Source organism: Streptomyces sp. NPDC097981 (assembly GCF_040302565.1).
GTDB lineage: Bacteria > Actinomycetota > Actinomycetes > Streptomycetales > Streptomycetaceae > Streptomyces.
On the sequence record NZ_JBEORW010000007.1, the window covers coordinates 140,032 to 156,473 of the forward strand.

The following is a 16,442-nucleotide window of genomic DNA, read 5'->3' on the forward strand; positions in this document are numbered from 1 at the left end:
CCGCCTCAGTCCGTCAGCCGCTTCGCCGCCTGCCGTACGCCGTCGGCGGCCGTGGCACACCGTTCGGCGTGGCCCAGCAGGATCATGCGGAACCGCTCCCCCTCCTCGCCGGCGTTCCAGCCGCTGTTCCCGGCACAGGCCGCAAGGCTCTCGGCGTGCCGCTCCAGCCGGTCGGCACTGGCGTGCGCCAGGGCGCCGTACGCGGCCGGCGCGTAGCCGAACGCCGAGACCGGCACGGCCGTCGGCATGCCGACCGTCACGCGCCCGTCGCCCGGCCGGGCGGTGAGGTCTTCGAGCGCCAGGACCAGCGTCCGCGGATCGAGGGTGTCCGGCAGCCGGTCCGCGGTGAACTGCGGGGAGATCACCACCGGGCGGACCGCCTCCGTGACGGCCCGCACGACGTGCTCGGCCACGAGCGCCGCGAACCGCGTCGCCGCGCACCCGGTCGGGGCACCGCACAGCGCCGGCATCCCCTCGGGCTCCGCCGTCGCCGACGCCCCCGACGGCCGCGGGTCCGGGCGGCCCCCGTCGTCCAGGCCGCGCAGCCAGCCGGGCACCCGCAGGATCTCGGTCCCGGACGCGACTGCCAGGTCCTCCCATACGAAGTCCGCCCGTACGGGGTACACGGCCGCGGCCACCGGAGGGTATCGGTGCAGTGCCTCGCCCACGGCCGCCTCCGGGGAGTCGGCGGCGCCCGCCGCGAGCAGGGCCAGCGCCTGGAGCACCGTCCCGGCGGCGGCCTCGGACACCAGCGCGAGCGTGTGCGCGACGGCCGGTACGGCGACGTCCGGATCGGTGCCCTCGCTGCCGGGCCCCTGGGCCGTCAGCCGGCCCGCCACGGAGGCGGGGTCCGGGTCGGCCAGGTACGGTGCCAGCCGGCGCCGCAGCGCCTCGGCCCGGCCCCCGTACGACCTGCTGTCCACAGCCGCCGTCGCCGCCGCGAGCACCTCGCTGAGCAGCGTGTCCTCGACGGCCGCGGCGCCCGCCACCACGCGCCGGCCCAGCCGCAGCATGCCGCGGTGCCAGTCGTGCCACTCCAGCGTGCCGTCCCCGCGGCGGGCCGCGATCACCCGGTCCACGTCCTCGGCCACCAGGGCCGCCAGTTCCGCGGCGGGTACGGCCGCGTCCCGGGGCAGCGGTACGTGCGGCGAGAGCCCGTACCGCTGACCGCCGGCCGTGAGGCCGACCGCGGGCGCGAGCGCCCCCGCCTCGTCCGCCCGGGCGAGCAGGCCCGCGGCGTCGGCGGCGGCCAGCGGCAGGAGGAAGGAGCCGAACGGGGTGCGCAGTTGCACCGGCCGCCCGGACCGGGTGCGACGCAGGAACGCCAGCAGCCGGCGCGTCACTCCTTCCCGGGTCAGCACGTCCAGCCCGAGGGCGCGGGCCGGGGCGTCCACCCACGGCAGGCGCTGGGCGACCATCGCCGCGCTGAACACGGCGTTCTCCAGGGGCCAGGCCGTCGCGGGGCGTCGCGCCGGGGTGGCCGGGGTGTCGGCAGTGGTCATCGGTCGTCTCCCTTGTGGTCCCTGGTGGTCACTTGTCGCGCAGCATGTACGGCTGGTTGCCGACGACTTCGCCGTCGAAGGCGCTGATCAGCTTGTTGACCTGCTCCCGGTAGTGCGGGAGTTCCCCGCGCAGGGTGTCGGAGTACGCCTGCGGGGCGTGCGACAGCGGGTAGTCGTACGACTCGTCCAGCCAGGCCAGTTCGACCCAGCTGCCGGGGATGTCGTTGGGCGAGGCCGGTCCGCGCCCGTCCAGGCCCGGAATCACGTCGTGCTTGTTGACGAGGCTGATCACCTGCGTGGTGTGGTCGGCAGGGCGCTTGCTGTCGATCGGGGAGCCGATCGCGACCACGTGCGTGAGCCGGTAGGTGGAGGACACCTCCACGTCGGACGCGAGGTTCATCGCGGTGATCCCGCCGAGGCTGTGCCCGACGACCATCAGCTCCGAGCCGGTCGGCACCCCGGCCCGCCGCAGCAGCTTCTTCGCGGCACGCGTGTACGTCGTGTCGGTGCGCAGCAGTCCGTCGAACGCGCCGACCAGGTCCTGCGGGGTGCTGTTGCTGAGCAGCCCGAAGCTGGTGCCGGGCAGCAGGAGGACGTACCGTACGGCGCCGTCGGCGCACGCGACGCGGCGCAACAGCGCCAGGCCGTGGTTGCCGAGGGCGCCGATGTCGTTGACGTAGCTGACGATGTCGTTGCGGGAGGTGGCGAGCACCTTCGCGAGGATGGTGTCCGGCTCGACGCGTTCGGCGCGGCCCGGCCCGGGGTTGAGGAACCCCAGGACCGAGCTCGGCAGTCCCAGGAAGGGGTCGGTGGTCGGCACGCCTCCGGCGAGCGTCACCCACGAGAAGCCGTCGTTGACGGGGTTCTCGTCGAGCATGCCGAGCAGGGCCAGCAGCTCCATGATCACGGGGCTCACCGTGGTCAGGGCGCGGGTCACCCCCAGCTGCTCGATCAGCCCGTACATCGCCCGCAGCGCCTCCAGCCGGTTCCCGGCGACCATCGCGTCGGTGAGGCGGCGCGCGGCCGGTGCTTCGAGGTTGGGGTGTTCGGCGGCGGCCGCCTTGATCCGCAGCGCGAAGGCATCCACGGCCATGGCCACCTTCGCCGGGCGGCGGTACGTCACGCTCCCCGCCATCCTGGCGAGTTCGCCGATCAGGCCGCCGTTCGCCCCGAACCCGAGCCCGCCGGAACCGGTCAGCGCCCGGGCGCAGGAGACGGCCGTGCCGAGTGCCCAGCCGGGGCGGCGCAGCGCCTCCAGCCCGAACCGCCAGCTGAACAGGGCTCCGGTCAGCTCCGCGCCGGACTGCTTCGCCGTGAGGGCCGCGTCCGCGAGCAGCACCGACGCCGCGATGAGGAGCTCGGTGTCGATCCGCTCCGGAGCCGGTTCCGGCGCGGCCTGTTCCGGCGCGGCCTGTTCCGGCGCGGCCGGATCGGATGCGGCTGGATCGGATGCGGCTGGATCGGGTGCGGCCGGGGCCGCGCTCGGGGCGGCGGTTTGTGACCCCTTCCGCGCGGGGAGACGCTGAGCCGATTCGTCGACCACCTGAGGCGCCACTTTCCTACCTCTCATCCCTGTGCAACGGCTTCGCAGCCTTGGCCGCTGTGTGCGGGGGAATGGTGGCACCGAATGTGATCCATTCCGCGCGGCCGGACCCTCGTTCCCGCGCGCCGGCCCCCGTGCGGAGCCGGGCCCGCCCCCTCCCGGGCCCCTGCCCACGGGGCAGCGGCGGATCCGGCGGGCGCCCGGTTCACCCGACGGGGTGGGGTGGCCCCGGGAGGATGACGCAGCCCCCTCGCGGTTGACGTCCGCCGACACGCCGGGTGGGCGGGGGCGTCCTCCGGTCCGGAGTACCGGCCGCACCACTTGGCATGAACGCGGCGTAGAGTCGGCTGCCGGTGCCAGGACTGCACCGCCCCCCTCGACGCCGACCGAAAGCAGGAGCCATGACAGGGACCGCACCGACCGCCACCCTCGCCGGCTGGCGCCGGGCTCCGTTCTCCGCCGAGGGCCTCACGTACGACTGCTACGAGAAGGGCGAAGGACCCGGCGTGGTGCTCCTGCCGGAGCTGCCCGGCATCGTGCCCGAGGTGCTCGGTCTCGCCGAGCACCTGGTGGGCGAGGGGTTCACCGTCGTGATGCCGTCGCTGTTCGGCACGCCGGGCAAGCCCGCCTCCGCCGCCCGGGCGGCTGCCGTCATCGCCCGGGCATGCGTCTCCGCGGAGTTCCGGGCCTTCGCCACGAACGCCCGGCGGCCCATCGCCGACTACGTCAGGGCCCTCGCTCGCGACCTCGCGGCCCGTACCCCCGCCGCGGGGGTCGGCGTCATCGGCCTCTGTTTCACGGGCGGGTTCGCCCTGGCGGCCGCGGTGGACGATTCCGTGCTCGCCCCCGTCATGAGCCAGCCCTCGACCCCGATCGCCCTGACCCCCCGCCTGCGCGCGGACGCGGGAGTCTCCGAGGACGAGCTCCAGCGCGTCGTCGACCGCACCCGGAACAACGGCCTGTGCGTCATGGGACTGCGCTTCAGTGAGGACTGGATGGCCCCGGAGGAGCGGTTCGACACCCTGCGCTCCCGGCTCGGGGACGCCTTCCAGGTCATCCGGCTCAGCTCCGCCCCGGGCAACGGCGACGGCTTCGGCCGCCGGGCCCATGCGGTCCTGACCCTGGAGGTCCGCGAAACCCCGGAGGACCACCCCGCCTTCAAGGCCCGTGCGGACGTCACCGCCTTCCTGCACGACCGGCTGAAGGCCTGAGAGGCCGACGGCATGGACGGCCCCGACATCGGCGAGCCACGGCTGCGCTCCCTGCTGCGGGACCAGCACCCGGACCTGTCCGGCCTGGGCCTGCGCCGGGTCCCCGCCGGCTGGGACAACGAAATGTGGCGTCTGGGCGACGAGTTGGCCGTACGCCTGCCCTCGACGCATACGGAAACGCGGACGAGGCGATGATCCGGCGGGCCCGGGGCTGGGCCGTCCTGCGCGCGGTGTCCCTCACCGGTATCGGACAGGCCTGGGAGCGGGGCCTTCCCGGTGGGCAACCGACCTGGGGACACGCGGGCAGGTCCGCTCTCGACCGGCTGTCGGGACGGACTTCCGAAGATCCCGCGGCTCCTGCGTCGCTCCCGTAGCCGCCCTCCGCGCACGGGCCGATGTATCCGGGGCATCCGATTCGGCGTACGGCCCGGAGGGCAGCGGCGGGGAGGCTTCGGCCGGTGCCAAGCCGGGCGGCGCCAAGTCCGGCCCGAGGCCGCGGCCTTCAAGGGCGTCAACCGCACAGCCGGCCACCACCCGGCGAAGGGGCGGCAGGTCTGCATCACCGCCGCGACAGGTGCCGGTCCGGGCAGCTGAGCCGGTGGCCGGTTCGCACCCGGCCCCGCTCACCATCCGTTGGTGATCCAATACTCTGTGCGGCGCATCCGACAGGCCTGTCGAAGGAGTCCCGCATGGAGCGCAGCCGTACCGACCTGAGGATCCGCGCCGCCCTCGCCGCGGTGGGAGTCACCGCCGCCCTGGCGGCCGCACCGGCCGCCCAGGCCGCCCCGGCCGATAGCGCCGCCTCCGCGCCCGCGGCCGTCGCCGCGCCGCCGGCGCCCTGCACGGGCGATTTCAAGGGGGACAAGCGGCTCGGGCCGCAGTACCTGCCGCGGAAATCGCAGCCTCCGGTCCGGCCGCTGCTCACGGGCTACCACCGCACCGGAAAGCTCTCGTCCGACGCGTTCCTCAAGAAGTACTGGGAGGGACCCGCCGACACCGGATCCTGGAAGTACCCGCCGAACGACGGCTTCGCCGAGGTGAACGGCACCGTCGACAAGGCCCCCGAGCTCCTGGCCGAAGGTGAGCGACTGGACCGGTTCGGCTCCGAGTACGGCTCGTACCTGGCTCCGGCGGGGGACGCGTACGCGAAGCGGGCGCTGCCACCGCAGAACCTCAACACGCGGGACGCGGCCTTCCCTTGTGACTACCACCTGTACAAGGTGACCAAGTCGTTCGTCGTCTGGGCGGGCTCGATCGCGCCGTGGTTCGAGCAGCCCGGCGGCGGCCGGCAGATCAAGCTGGATCCGGCCTTCCTCGACCCGGGGACCGGGCAGCGCCTGAACGTCCTCTGGCTGATCGACAACGGCTACCTGGCACGCGTCACCCCGTGAACGAACGGCAGGTCCTCGAACGGGCGTTGCGGGAGGCCGGTGTGCCCGACGGGTACTACCGGATCGAGGGCGTCCACGAACCGGCACCTCCCCCGCCGGACTTCGTCTACCTGCGCACGCGGCCCGGCGGCGGCTGGGAGACGGGCGTGTTCGAGCGCGGTGTGCACGAGCCGGTCGCCGAGCACACGACGGAGTCCGGCGCCTGCGCGCACCTGCGCGCCCTGCTCGGCGTCTGAACCCTCAGTCCCGGGCGGTGCCCGTGTCACCGGTGGCGCGGGCGATGCCGTCGAGCTCCTTGGCGATCCATTCCCGCTCGGCCTCGTCGGAGGCGGACGGGGACTCCGTCGGCGCGTGCTGCTGCCGGAGGGGGTTGTTCTCCACGACCGCCCAGCCCTTGCCGCCGTCGGGGGCGGCGAGTTCGACGAGCCGGTGGTCGAGATGGCCAGTGATCATGACCGCCATGAGGGACAGGTACTCGCGCTGCAGATCGGGGGCGAGCGCGGTGCCTCCCGGTGCTTCGATAACGGCCTCGCGCCCGTCGGCGAGCAGTGCGCACGTGGTCTGGACGGCCCGGATGAGCACTTCGAACCGCTCCCCGCTCAGGCGGGAGCGCAGGACCTCCAGGTAGGGACCCAGAACATCGGCCTCCTGGCCGTCGCCCGGGTCTGCCGCATGGTGCTCGGTCATGTTCCCCCCCTTCCCCGGACGGCTGCGTCCCCTTCGCAGTGTAGGGAGTGCCCCGTACCATCACGGCGCTCTTCGGCCACCCGACCGACGGGGCACCACCCCGCCCTCAACAGCCTTCACCCGTCGCCGGGTTCGCACCGGACCGTTCCGGCGCTCACATCAGTGGCCGGAAGGCGACCATGCCGGCCGTCGGCTGCGGTGGGTCCGGCCGCCCGAGCACCCTCCCAAGGGGCCCACGCTCCCCAAGCGGCGCCGCCGCGGCCGCGACCATGCCGCCCGCATATCCCCCGGGGATATTCTTCGAGCAATAGCAGGGTTAATGCAATATCTCCCCACTTCCTACATTGACAGTGCGCTGCGCCCTGAGGGTAAATTAGTTCACGGGTGGCCTGATGTAGTCGTGCGGAGGCGGGATCTGGCCAGTTCATGACTGGTTCATTCCGGCAGTCGCGGAGTGTGCAGCCGTGACGGCACCGCTTCGGAGGGGCGATCCGAAATCGCACGTGCCATGACGATCGTACATTGAGCGGGTATTGACGAATCCGGCTCTTCCCTGGGGGGATCAATGGCCCGGCTCGACCCTTTCCCCGTTCCCGATTTCCATCTCCCCTTCGGGAACTCCAAACATCCGCTGGCCGCACGGGCCAACGCCGAGGCCACGTCCTGGGCCTTGCGCCACGAGCTCGTCAACGACGCCGCGGAGCAGTTCGCGTCGATCGGCTGCGGCCACCTTGCGGGCCGGGTGAGCGGCGAGGTGCCGTACGACACCGTCGTGTTGCTCGCCGAGTGGATGGCCTGGTCGTTCGTCCTGGACGACCAGCACGACCACCTCATCAGAACGGGTGAACTTGCGGCCTGGCGGCCCGTCACCGATGCGGTCACCACATATCTGGCCACCGGCAGGACCACCACGGCGATGCCCCGGAATCCACTGGTGAACGGATTCATCGACCTGTGCGACCGGATCCTCGCCGGAATGTCCCCGGGCACCGCGGCGCGATACCGGACACATGTTCCCCTGATGCTGGGTTCCTTGGACCAGGAGGCGGGCAATCGCACCTCCATTGCACGTCCTTCGGTCCACGACTACGTCCTGATGCGCCGGCACAGTTCCCAACTGCTACCGATGATGGACATGGTCGAGGCCGGACTGGGAATCGACCTGCCGCAGCAGGTTCACGACCTCCCGGCTTTCCAGGCGGTCCTCCAGAGCGCCGTGGACATCATCTCGTGGGGCAACGACGTGTTCTCCCTGCCGAAGGAGCACGCCTGCGGGGACAACAACAACCTCGTCTCCCTCGTCTCCGCCTGGGAGGAATGCACCCTCCCGGATGCGGTCCAGTCGGTCGAGGGCCGTATCCAGTCCCGCATAGAGGACTACGTCGCGGCGAAAGAGCGCCTGTTTCACGTCATGGACGGCGAGCCGGAGACCGACCCGGCCGTGCGCGAAGCGGCCACCCGGTGCGTGCGGAGTTACGAAGACTGGATGATCGGCGCCGATCTGTGGCAGCGTTACGAGTGCACACGGTACAGCGACGAACGGTTCGCAGCCGGGCTGGAGTCTGCGTACACCCGCCCGGACCTGGTCTCGGTGGCATGACAGGGAGTCGGCCCATGGCCCGTACGGAACACCCCGGCCCTGCGGTCCACGCCCCCGCGGCTCCGGGGCGGTTACCACTCCTGGGCCACGCGCTCCCCCTGTGGCGGCAGCCGATCGCGTTCCTCGAATCGCTGCGCGAGCACGGCGACATCGTGCGGCTCGACATCGGCACGTGGCCCGTCCACGTGCTCACGAGCCCGGACCACGTCCACGCCGTACTGGTCCAGCAGGCGCAGAAGTTCGGGCGCGGCAGGATCTTCGACAGGCTCCGGCCGATGTTCGGCAACGGGATCGTGACGACCGACGGGGAGTTCCACCGCAAGCAGCGCCGGATGATCCAGCCTGCCTTCCACCGCAGCCACATCACCGAATACGCCGCGGTGATGAGCCGGGCGGCGGAGGAGATGACCGCGTCGTGGACGGCGGGCCGCGAGATCTCGATGGTCAACGAGACCCGGCGGTACGCCCTGTCCTCGGTGGCCGAGATGATCTTCTCGGGGGACCTGAGCCGGCCCGCCATCGCCGAAGTGCACCGCTCGCTGCCCGTCGTCCTCGAAGGCATGCTGCTCCGGGCGGTGATACCCAAATCCCTTGACCGGCTGCCCATACCGCTGAACCGGCGGTTCGACGCGGCGGCCGCCCGCCTCCGGCGGATCATCGACCAGGTGATCGCCCAGTACGGTGCCGAAGGAGCGGGAGAGGCCGGGGAGGGGGGCGAGGAGGGCCGTCACGACCTGCTCTCCCTGCTGCTGTCCAGCGTCGACCCCGAGACGGGCACGACGATGGGCGCCGAGCAGGTGCGGGACGAGGTCATCGCCATCATGTTCGCCGGTACGGAGACCTCGGCGACCACCCTGGCCTGGATCTTCCACGAGCTCGGCCGTCACCCCGAGGTGGAGAAGCGCCTCCACGCCGAGGTCGACGCGGTGGTGGGCACGCGCCCCGTCCGGCCGGCCGACATGGCGCACCTCCCGTACACCAACAGCGTGTTCCAGGAAGCCCTGCGCCTGCATTCGCCCCTTCTCTTCACCCGGCGGGCCCTGGAACCTCTCACACTGGGCGGCGTCTCCATCCCGGCCGGGGCCGAACTGGCCTACAGCCCGTACGCGTTGCACCGCGACCCCGCGTTGTTCCGCGATCCCGCGGTCTTCGATCCGGACCGCTGGCAGGAGGACGGGGACGAACGGCCCCGTGCCCACCGGTACATCCCGTTCGGGGCCGGCCAGCACAAGTGCATCGGTGATTCGTTCGCCGTGGCGGAGATCCTGACGGCCGTGGCGACCGTGGCATCCCGGTGGCGACTGGTGCCCGCACCGGGGGTGACGGTACGTGAACTTCCGGCGGGCATGCCCCAGCCCAGCGAGCTGCCCATGATCCCTGTTTCACGCCATTGACGGATTCTGATTGATCCCGTTCATTTCAAGACGAGTTCGCTGATCCCGCGACGCCATGCTTCTCATAAAGACCGTCGAGGATACAGCGTTCTCCCCGTACGAGTGACGTGATCCCGCAATAATGTGCTTAAGCAGCAACTTCTTGTCCCCGGGGTCGTACACTCGGCCGCACGCGCTGGAGGGGGCAAGAATGTCACATGTCACGGAACCGCGAGGGTGGGCGTCCCAGCCGCTGCTCGAGCGGGAATCCGAGATTCGCGCGATCCACCGCGCGGTGGACGAGCTCTGCGGCACCACGGACAACGGCAGCACCGCCCGCCGCGGAGGTGTCCTGACCTTCGCGGGGTCGGGCGGCATCGGCAAGACCACGCTGCTGGCCGAGGCCCGCAGGCACGCCTCCGAGCGCTCGTGCACCGTACTGTTCGCCCGCGGCGGCGAGCAGGAGAAACAGGTGCCGTTCCACGTGATGCGGCAGCTCATCCAACCGGCCTTCGCCGCCATGACCGAGAACGAACGCCGCGACGTCCTCGGCACCTGGTACAACATCGTCGCCCCGGCGCTCGGACTGACCGCCGCCCCGGAAAACCCGACGGCACCCGACCCGCAGGGCGTGCGCGACGGTCTGGACTGGGTCGTCACCCATCTGACGGTGCGCCGTGCCCCCGTGGTACTGATCCTCGACGACGCGCACTGGGCCGACGCAGAGTCCCTCGCATGGCTGACCGCGTTCGCGGCACGGGCCGAGGAACTCGCCATGCTGATCATGGTGGCCTGCCGCCCGGACGAGATCCCCGCCGGCGCCGCCGCGCTGCGCGCCCTGATGGGGCGCCAGGGGACGCGTCCGCACGAACTGGCCCCGCTCACCACGAGCGCGGTGGCCCGCATAGTGCGCGACGCCCTCGGCCAAAGCGCCGACGACGTGTTCTGCCGGGAGTGCTGGGCGATCACCGGCGGCAACCCCTTCGAGGTCGTCGAGCTGGCCATGAAGGGCCGCGACCGCGACCTGAAGCCACACCAGGACAGCATCCCCGTGCTGCGCGATCTGGCATCCGCCGTCAAGGGCAGTGGCCTGATCGAGCGGCTCGAACAGCTCGGACCGTCCACCGTCCGGCTCGCCTGGGCCGCCGCGGTGCTCGGCACCGCGGTCCCCACCGGCATCGTCGGAAGCGTGGCGGCCCTCGGTGAGGCACAGGTCTCCGAGGCCATCGACCAGCTGCGCACCGCCCGCATCCTGACCGTCCTCACCAGCCTGCGGCGCAAGGAGGTCGTGGAGTTCTTCCATCCCCTCATCGCCAGCGCCGTGTACCGGTCGATTCCGCCCGGTGTGCGCGTCGCGATGCACGGGATGGCCGCACAGGCCCTGGTCGACGACGGGCAGGGCGCCGCGGCCGCGGCGCGCCACCTGCTGGAGATGCACCCCGACGGGGACCCCTGGGTGGTGCAGCAGCTGCGCCAGGCCGCCCGCGAGAGCTTCTCCGCAGGAGCGCCCGACGCCGCACGCCGTTACCTGGCCCGGGCGCTGCGCGAACCGCCGGACGCGGAGGACCGGGCCGAGGTGCTGTTCGAGCTCGGCTCCGCCAACCTCCTGCACGACCCCTTGACCACCGTCAACCAGCTCAGGGCCGCGCTGGAGGAGCCCAAGACCGAACAGACCCTGCGCGAGGCGATCACGTACCGGCTCGCCCAGGCCCTCGCGCACACGGGTCAGCTGGCGGAGGCCGCCGGCCTCCTCTCCGAGGAGGCCAAGCACGCCACGAACTCGCGTACCCGGCTGCGCATGCAGGCCGAGCAGTTCAAGTGGAACTCGGTCCGGGTCGACGAGGAGAACTCGCCCGCCCGCTCCCGCCTCCTCGCCCAGTTCGCCAAGCGGCTCACCGGCCGCGGCCTGCCCGAGCGGCACATCCTGGGCCTGCGGGCCTGGGACGCCGCCCTGCGCGGCGAACCGGCCACCACCGCACTGGAGTTCGTGGAACAGGCGCTGGACGGCGGCATGAGCTGGACCGACCAGGACTTCGGGTTCGAGGTACCCGCCGTCGTCGCGATCACCCTCATGTACTGCGATCAGCCGGGCCGCGCCGAGGACCTCTTCAACACCGGCATCGTCGAGTTCGAGGGGAAGGGCTGGCGCGGCGCGCACCTGTCGTTCGTGTACACCCTGCTCGGCTACGTGCGCTACCGGCGCGGGCGGCTCGCCGAGGCGGAGGACTTCGTACGCAACGGTCTGGCGATCGCCGACCGCATCGGACACGGGATCCCGGCGCAGTGGTACGCGATCGGGACCCTCATCGAGACGCTGCTCGCCCGCGGGAACACCGAGGAGGCGCAGCGGGTCGCCGACGCCTACAAGCTGGCCGAGGGCTTCCCGAACGCGGTCGTCTACCCCGACCCCCAGGCCGTGTGGGGCAAGCTCCTCCTGGCCCGGGGCCTGGTCGACGAGGCCGCACAGCACCTCGCCGCAGCGGGCAAGCGCCTCGACCTGCGCGGTACCCGCAACCCGTCCTGGAGCCCCTGGCAACTCGACCTGGCCCTCGCGCAGGCCGCCCGCGAGCCCGAGCAGGCGCGCGCCACGGCAGCCGAAGCGGTGGCCCGGGCACGGGCGTTCGGAACGTCCAGCGTCATCGGCCACGCCCTGCGGGTGTCGGCCGCGGTCACCGACCCGGCTCCCGCGGCCGTCCTGCTGCAGGAGGCGGTGGACCACCTCGAACAGTCCCCGGCCGCCTGTGAACTGGCTCACGCGCTCATCGACCACGGCACGGCCCTGCACACCCTGGGTGACCCGCACCGGGCGGCGCAGCAGCTCTACCGGGGCATGGAGACCGCCGTCGCATGCGGGGCCGACGCACTCGCACGCCGCGCCCACGCACAGCTCGCGTCGGCCGGACTGCGTCCACGGCGCCTGCACGCCTCCGAACAGGACACCTTGACCGTCGCCGAGCACGCGGCGGCCGGGCACGCCGCACTCGGCCTCGACAACACGGCGATCGCGGCGAAGATGCACACCGACGTGCAGGCCGTATCCGAGCTGCTGTCGGCGGTCTTCACCAAGCTGGGCACCGACCGGCTCGGCCTGCGCAGAGCCCTGGGAGCCTGATTGCCGGACCGCGATCGCATGGCCCGAACCGTCCGCTGAGGACATCACCACCAGCTACTCGGGCAGCGGCCCGAACTGCTCGGCGACCACGGCGTGCAGGTCGGGCCCCGGGACGTACTGGGTGGCCACCCAGGGGACGGCGGCCTCGGGGTCGGTGTCGAGCACGGCTGCCGTGCAACTCCCGCCCACCCGCCGCGCGGCGGCCACTTCACGGGCGAAACGCCTGCGGAACTCGGGGTGCCCGGCGTATCCGCCTGCACCACCTTCACGGCGACGGTGCGGCCGCCCTCGGACACAGGCCGGCACCGGCGCCGGCCGAACGCCCGCGCCCCCGCGCTCGCCTGGCAGGACCGATCCGCCTGTTCTACCGTGGGAAGGGAATCCGTGCCCCCGCCGGTCCTCCTTCGGGCACTGCGACCCCGGCGGCCGGCCCCGGACTGCGCCGCGTTACGCGATGAGCGCCGAAGGAGATCGGTTCCCATGGATCTCAACACCATCACCGAAGTCATCCGGCGGCCGTCCGATCATCCGAGCACGGACTGGCGCGAAGGCGACGCCTGGCTCGCCGGCGGGACGTGGCTGTTCTCGGCGGAGCAGCCGAGCCTGCGCCGCCTGATCGATCTGACGGCATTGCGCTGGGACCCGCTGGTCCCGGGTGACAAGGGCCTGGAGATAGGCGCGACGTGCACCATCCGCGACCTCTACGCCTTTGCGCCGCCCGCCGGTTGGACGGCGGGCTCTCTCTTCGGGACGAGCTGCGAGGCGTTCCTGTCCTCCTTCAAAGTCTGGAACGCGGCCACCGTCGGCGGCAACATCTGCATGTCCCTGCCCGCCGGCCCCATGATCACGTTGACCGTCGCCCTCGAAGCGGAGTACGAGCTGTGGGCTCCGGACGGGTCCACCCGCACGGTGGACGCCCTGGACTTCGTGACCGGCGACCACCAGAACGTCCTCGCCCCCGGGGAAATCCTGCGGCGCATCGACATTCCGGTGCGCGCCCTGGGCAAACGCACCGCCCACCGCCGCTTCACGCTGACCCGTCTGGGCCGTTCGACCGTGTTCCTCATCGGTACGCAGACGCAGGGATCAGACGACCTGATGCTCACCGTCACCGCCGGCACCACGCGGCCCGTGCGCATGGCCTTCGACTCCATGCCCGATGCCGCAACGCTCCAGCAGAGCGTCGACGTCATCCCCGCCGACGTGTGGTTCGCGGATCCCAACGGGACCCCCGACCACCGCCGCCACCTGACGAAGCACTTCGCCGAAGAGATCCGCCGCGAACTCATGGCTGGGGGTCGGGCATGACCTACATCGTCAACGGAAAGGGCTTCGACGAGGAACCGGACCCCGGCCAGTGCCTGCGTACCTTCCTGCGCTCGCTCGGCCACCACGGCGTCAAGAAGGGGTGCGACGCGGGCGACTGCGGCGCGTGCACCGTGTGGCTGGACGGCAGCCCGGTCCACAGCTGCATCACCCCCGCGTTCCGCGCGGACGGTCACGAGGTGACCACGATCGAAGGGCTCGGATCACCGGGCGACCTGCATCCGATGCAGCGCCGGTTCCGCGACGCGCCCGGGTTCCAGTGCGGCTTCTGCACGGCAGGGATGATCATGACCTCGGCCACGTTCACCGAGGCCCAGAAGGCGGACCTGCCGCGCGCCCTGAAGGGCAACCTCTGCCGCTGCACCGGCTACCGGGGGATCGAGGACGCCGTGAGGGGCGTCGTCGGCGTGGATTCGGCCGCGCCGGGGAAGGCCGTCGGCACGAGCGTGAGCGCGCCGGCGGCCAGCGACGTGGTGACCGGTCGCGCCGAGTTCACGATGGACACCCACATCGAGGGAATGCTGCACCTCAAGGTGCTGCACTCACCCCACGCGCACGCCCGGATCGTCTCGGTCGACAAGAGCGCCGCACTCGCCGTTCCCGGCGTCCATCGCGTCTACACCTGGGAAGACGTACCGCGGAAACGGTTCACTACGGCGATCCACACCGACCACCTCGTCGATCCTGACGACACCTACATCCTCGACGACACCATGCGCTTCGCGGGCCAGCGCGTCGTGGCGGTCCTCGCCGACACGGTCGGCGCGGCGGAGGAGGGCTGCCGCAGGGTCGTCGTCGAGTACGAGGTGCTGCCGTCGGTCTTCGACCCCGAAGAGGCCATGGCCGACGGCGCACCGCAGTTGCACAGCGCGGAGGACCCGTTCGCGCTGGATCCCGTGCACAACATCCTGGTCGAAATCCATTCGCACATCGGCGACGTCGACGCCGGTTTCGCCGAGGCCGACGTGATCCACGAGGGCACGTACTCCTCACCGCGCGTGCAGCACGCCCACCTCGAAACGCACGGCTCGATCGCATGGATGGAGGACGGCCGCCTCAACGTCCGCACCAGTTCGCAGTCTCCGTCGATCGCGAAGGTGAAACTCTCGCACCTCTTCGCGCTGCGTCCGGACCAGCTGCGCGTGTTCTGCAAGCGCGTCGGCGGCGGCTTCGGCGGCAAGCAGGAGGTGATCTCGGAGGATCTGGTCGCGCTGGCCACCCTGGACACCGGGCGCCCCGTCTGCTTCGAGTACACCCGCGAGGAGGAGTTCACGACGGCCTCGCCGCGGCATCCGATGACGCTGACGGTCAAGCTCGGCGCCAAGGCGGACGGAAGGCTCACGGCGTTCCAGGTCCGCAACGTGTCGGACACGGGCGCCTACGGGAACCACGGCGGCGAAACGCTGTTCGCCGGCAGCGCCGCCGTCATGATGTACCGCTGCCCCAACAAGAAGTACGACGCGTACTCCGTGTACACCAACACCGTGCCGAGCGGCGCGCTGCGCGGGTACGGGATGACGCAGCCGGCGTTCGCCGTGGAATCGGCGATGCACGAACTGGCGCTCGCCCTGCACATGGACCCGGTCGAGCTGCGCCGCCGCAACATCGTACGGCCGGGCGATCCTCTCGTCGCCATGCACGACGGCCCCGATGACGTGCTCTTCACCGAGGACGGGCTGTCGAAGTGCATCGACCTGGTCGACAAGGCCATGGCCCGGACGGCCGACGTGCCCTCCCCCGGCCCCGAGTGGCTCGTCGGGGCCGGCGTCGCGAGTTCACTGCACGAGACCGCGCCCCCGACCGAACACATCTCGGAGGCCTGGCTCACGCTCGGCGACGACCTCGTCTACGAACTGGCCGTCGGAACCGTCGAATTCGGCGAGGGCACGTCGACCGCCCATGTCCAGATCGCCGCCAATCAGCTGGGTACGACGCCGTCGCGGATCCGCCTCGTGCAAGCCGACACCGACCGCACCGGGTTCGACACCGGCGCCTTCGCCAGTGCGGGCCTCTTCGTGTCGGGCAACGCGGTGCTCAGGGCATCCAACGCCGTGCGCGACCGCATCCTGGAGTTCGCCGCCGCCCACACGGGCGTCCACCTGGTGATGTGCTCGATGGACGACGACGGCGTCGTCTGCGGCGAGCGGCGCGTGTCGCTGGCCGAGCTCGTCGCACTGGCCCGGGCCCGCGGCATCCGCTTCACCGCCGCCCGCAAGGCCTACGGATCGCCCCGGAGCGTCGTCTCCAACGCGCACGGGTTCCGTATCGCCGTCCACCCGGTGACCGGCGAGATCCGCATCCTGTACAGCGTCCAGGCGACCGACGCCGGCGTCGTGATCAACCCGGCGCAGGTCCGGGGGCAGGTGGAAGGCGGAGTCGCCCAGGGAATCGGGTTCACACTGACCGAGAACCACCACATCGACGCGAACGGCGTCATGGTCAACCCGAACCTCCGCAACTACCGCATCCCCACCTACGCCGACGTCCCCCGCACCGAGGTGCTCCTGGTGGACTCCTCCGATTCCGTCGGCCCCATGCGGGCGAAGGGGATGGCCGAGTGCTGCATCAACCCGGTGGCCCCCGCGCTGGCGAACGCACTCCACGACGCCACCGGCGTCCGGTACCGCGAGCTGCCCCTGACTCCCGAACGCATCTACAGCCGGCTGGGCGAAAGCCGGTCCGTACGGGCGGCCTGAG

11 protein-coding genes and 2 pseudogenes are annotated in these 16,442 nt (G+C 71.5%); 9 read left to right on the forward strand and 4 right to left on the reverse strand.

Translation table 11 applies throughout. The features are described from left to right. Positions 1-5 precede the first annotated feature (5 nt). The gene (locus ABTY04_RS09570) at positions 6-1,502 is read right to left on the reverse strand and encodes a cytochrome P450 family protein (RefSeq protein WP_352212777.1); all 1,497 of its coding nucleotides are present in this window, start codon (positions 1,500-1,502) and stop codon (positions 6-8) included. A 28-nt stretch (positions 1,503-1,530) separates the two neighbouring features. Next, positions 1,531-3,057 carry a lipase family protein gene (locus ABTY04_RS09575; protein WP_352212778.1) on the reverse strand — a complete coding sequence of 509 codons (1,527 nt, stop codon included), beginning with the start codon at positions 3,055-3,057 and terminating at the stop codon, positions 1,531-1,533. Positions 3,058-3,446: 389 nt separating this feature from the next. Between ABTY04_RS09575 and ABTY04_RS09580 the strand changes: the two genes are divergently transcribed. From ABTY04_RS09580 to ABTY04_RS09595, 4 genes and pseudogenes are all read left to right on the forward strand, one after another. Further along, positions 3,447-4,256 (forward strand): dienelactone hydrolase family protein, encoded by an 810-nt coding sequence (locus ABTY04_RS09580; protein ID WP_352212779.1) that lies wholly within the window; start codon positions 3,447-3,449, stop codon positions 4,254-4,256. Positions 4,257-4,268: 12 nt separating this feature from the next. After that, positions 4,269-4,418 (forward strand): annotated as a pseudogene (locus ABTY04_RS09585) (aminoglycoside phosphotransferase); the annotation flags it as partial. Between the two features lie 527 nt (positions 4,419-4,945). Continuing rightward, on the forward strand, positions 4,946-5,647 hold the full coding sequence (locus ABTY04_RS09590) for a TNT domain-containing protein (protein ID WP_352212780.1): 702 nt from the start codon (positions 4,946-4,948) through the stop codon (positions 5,645-5,647). Then, complete coding sequence (locus tag ABTY04_RS09595; RefSeq protein WP_352212781.1) at positions 5,644-5,883, forward strand: hypothetical protein; 240 nt, start codon at positions 5,644-5,646, stop codon at positions 5,881-5,883. The genes ABTY04_RS09590 and ABTY04_RS09595 overlap by 4 nt, the downstream gene beginning before the upstream one ends. A gap of 4 nt (positions 5,884-5,887) precedes the next feature. On the opposite strand, the gene ABTY04_RS09600 is transcribed toward ABTY04_RS09595, so the two are convergent. Continuing rightward, the gene (locus ABTY04_RS09600; RefSeq protein ID WP_352212782.1) at positions 5,888-6,334 is read right to left on the reverse strand and encodes a hypothetical protein; all 447 of its coding nucleotides are present in this window, start codon (positions 6,332-6,334) and stop codon (positions 5,888-5,890) included. Between the two features lie 565 nt (positions 6,335-6,899). Between ABTY04_RS09600 and ABTY04_RS09605 the strand changes: the two genes are divergently transcribed. From ABTY04_RS09605 to ABTY04_RS09615, 3 genes are all read left to right on the forward strand, one after another. Next, on the forward strand, positions 6,900-7,934 hold the full coding sequence (locus ABTY04_RS09605) for a terpene synthase family protein (RefSeq protein WP_352212783.1): 1,035 nt from the start codon (positions 6,900-6,902) through the stop codon (positions 7,932-7,934). 14 nt (positions 7,935-7,948) lie between these two features. Continuing rightward, positions 7,949-9,328 carry a cytochrome P450 gene (locus tag ABTY04_RS09610; RefSeq protein ID WP_352212784.1) on the forward strand — a complete coding sequence of 460 codons (1,380 nt, stop codon included), beginning with the start codon at positions 7,949-7,951 and terminating at the stop codon, positions 9,326-9,328. 190 nt (positions 9,329-9,518) lie between these two features. Beyond that, the gene (locus tag ABTY04_RS09615) at positions 9,519-12,419 is read left to right on the forward strand and encodes an ATP-binding protein (protein ID WP_352212785.1); all 2,901 of its coding nucleotides are present in this window, start codon (positions 9,519-9,521) and stop codon (positions 12,417-12,419) included. A gap of 57 nt (positions 12,420-12,476) precedes the next feature. Here ABTY04_RS09615 and ABTY04_RS09620 read toward each other — a convergent pair. Further along, a pseudogene (locus ABTY04_RS09620) lies at positions 12,477-12,712 on the reverse strand (serine/threonine-protein kinase); the annotation flags it as partial. 187 nt (positions 12,713-12,899) lie between these two features. Between ABTY04_RS09620 and ABTY04_RS09625 the strand changes: the two are divergent. Together ABTY04_RS09625 and ABTY04_RS09630 are read left to right on the forward strand one after the other, a co-directional pair. After that, a complete protein-coding gene (locus ABTY04_RS09625) occupies positions 12,900-13,727 on the forward strand; it encodes an FAD binding domain-containing protein (RefSeq protein WP_352212786.1) in 828 nt (275 codons plus the stop codon). After that, positions 13,724-16,441 (forward strand): molybdopterin-dependent oxidoreductase, encoded by a 2,718-nt coding sequence (locus ABTY04_RS09630; protein WP_352212787.1) that lies wholly within the window; start codon positions 13,724-13,726, stop codon positions 16,439-16,441. Before ABTY04_RS09625 ends, ABTY04_RS09630 begins: the two co-directional genes overlap by 4 nt. Position 16,442 lies beyond the last annotated feature (1 nt).

What these genes read in the sequence shown, in the direction of transcription:
- ABTY04_RS09570 (WP_352212777.1), bottom strand. Translation starts at nt 1,502, where the DNA reads ATGACCACTGCCGACACCCCGGCCACCCCGGCGCGACGCCCCGCGACG.
- ABTY04_RS09580 (WP_352212779.1), top strand. Translation starts at nt 3,447, where the DNA reads ATGACAGGGACCGCACCGACCGCCACCCTCGCCGGCTGGCGCCGGGCT.
- ABTY04_RS09590 (WP_352212780.1), top strand. Translation starts at nt 4,946, where the DNA reads ATGGAGCGCAGCCGTACCGACCTGAGGATCCGCGCCGCCCTCGCCGCG.
- ABTY04_RS09600 (WP_352212782.1), bottom strand. Translation starts at nt 6,334, where the DNA reads ATGACCGAGCACCATGCGGCAGACCCGGGCGACGGCCAGGAGGCCGAT.
- ABTY04_RS09605 (WP_352212783.1), top strand. Translation starts at nt 6,900, where the DNA reads ATGGCCCGGCTCGACCCTTTCCCCGTTCCCGATTTCCATCTCCCCTTC.
- ABTY04_RS09610 (WP_352212784.1), top strand. Translation starts at nt 7,949, where the DNA reads ATGGCCCGTACGGAACACCCCGGCCCTGCGGTCCACGCCCCCGCGGCT.
- ABTY04_RS09615 (WP_352212785.1), top strand. Translation starts at nt 9,519, where the DNA reads ATGTCACATGTCACGGAACCGCGAGGGTGGGCGTCCCAGCCGCTGCTC.
- ABTY04_RS09625 (WP_352212786.1), top strand. Translation starts at nt 12,900, where the DNA reads ATGGATCTCAACACCATCACCGAAGTCATCCGGCGGCCGTCCGATCAT.
- ABTY04_RS09630 (WP_352212787.1), top strand. Translation starts at nt 13,724, where the DNA reads ATGACCTACATCGTCAACGGAAAGGGCTTCGACGAGGAACCGGACCCC.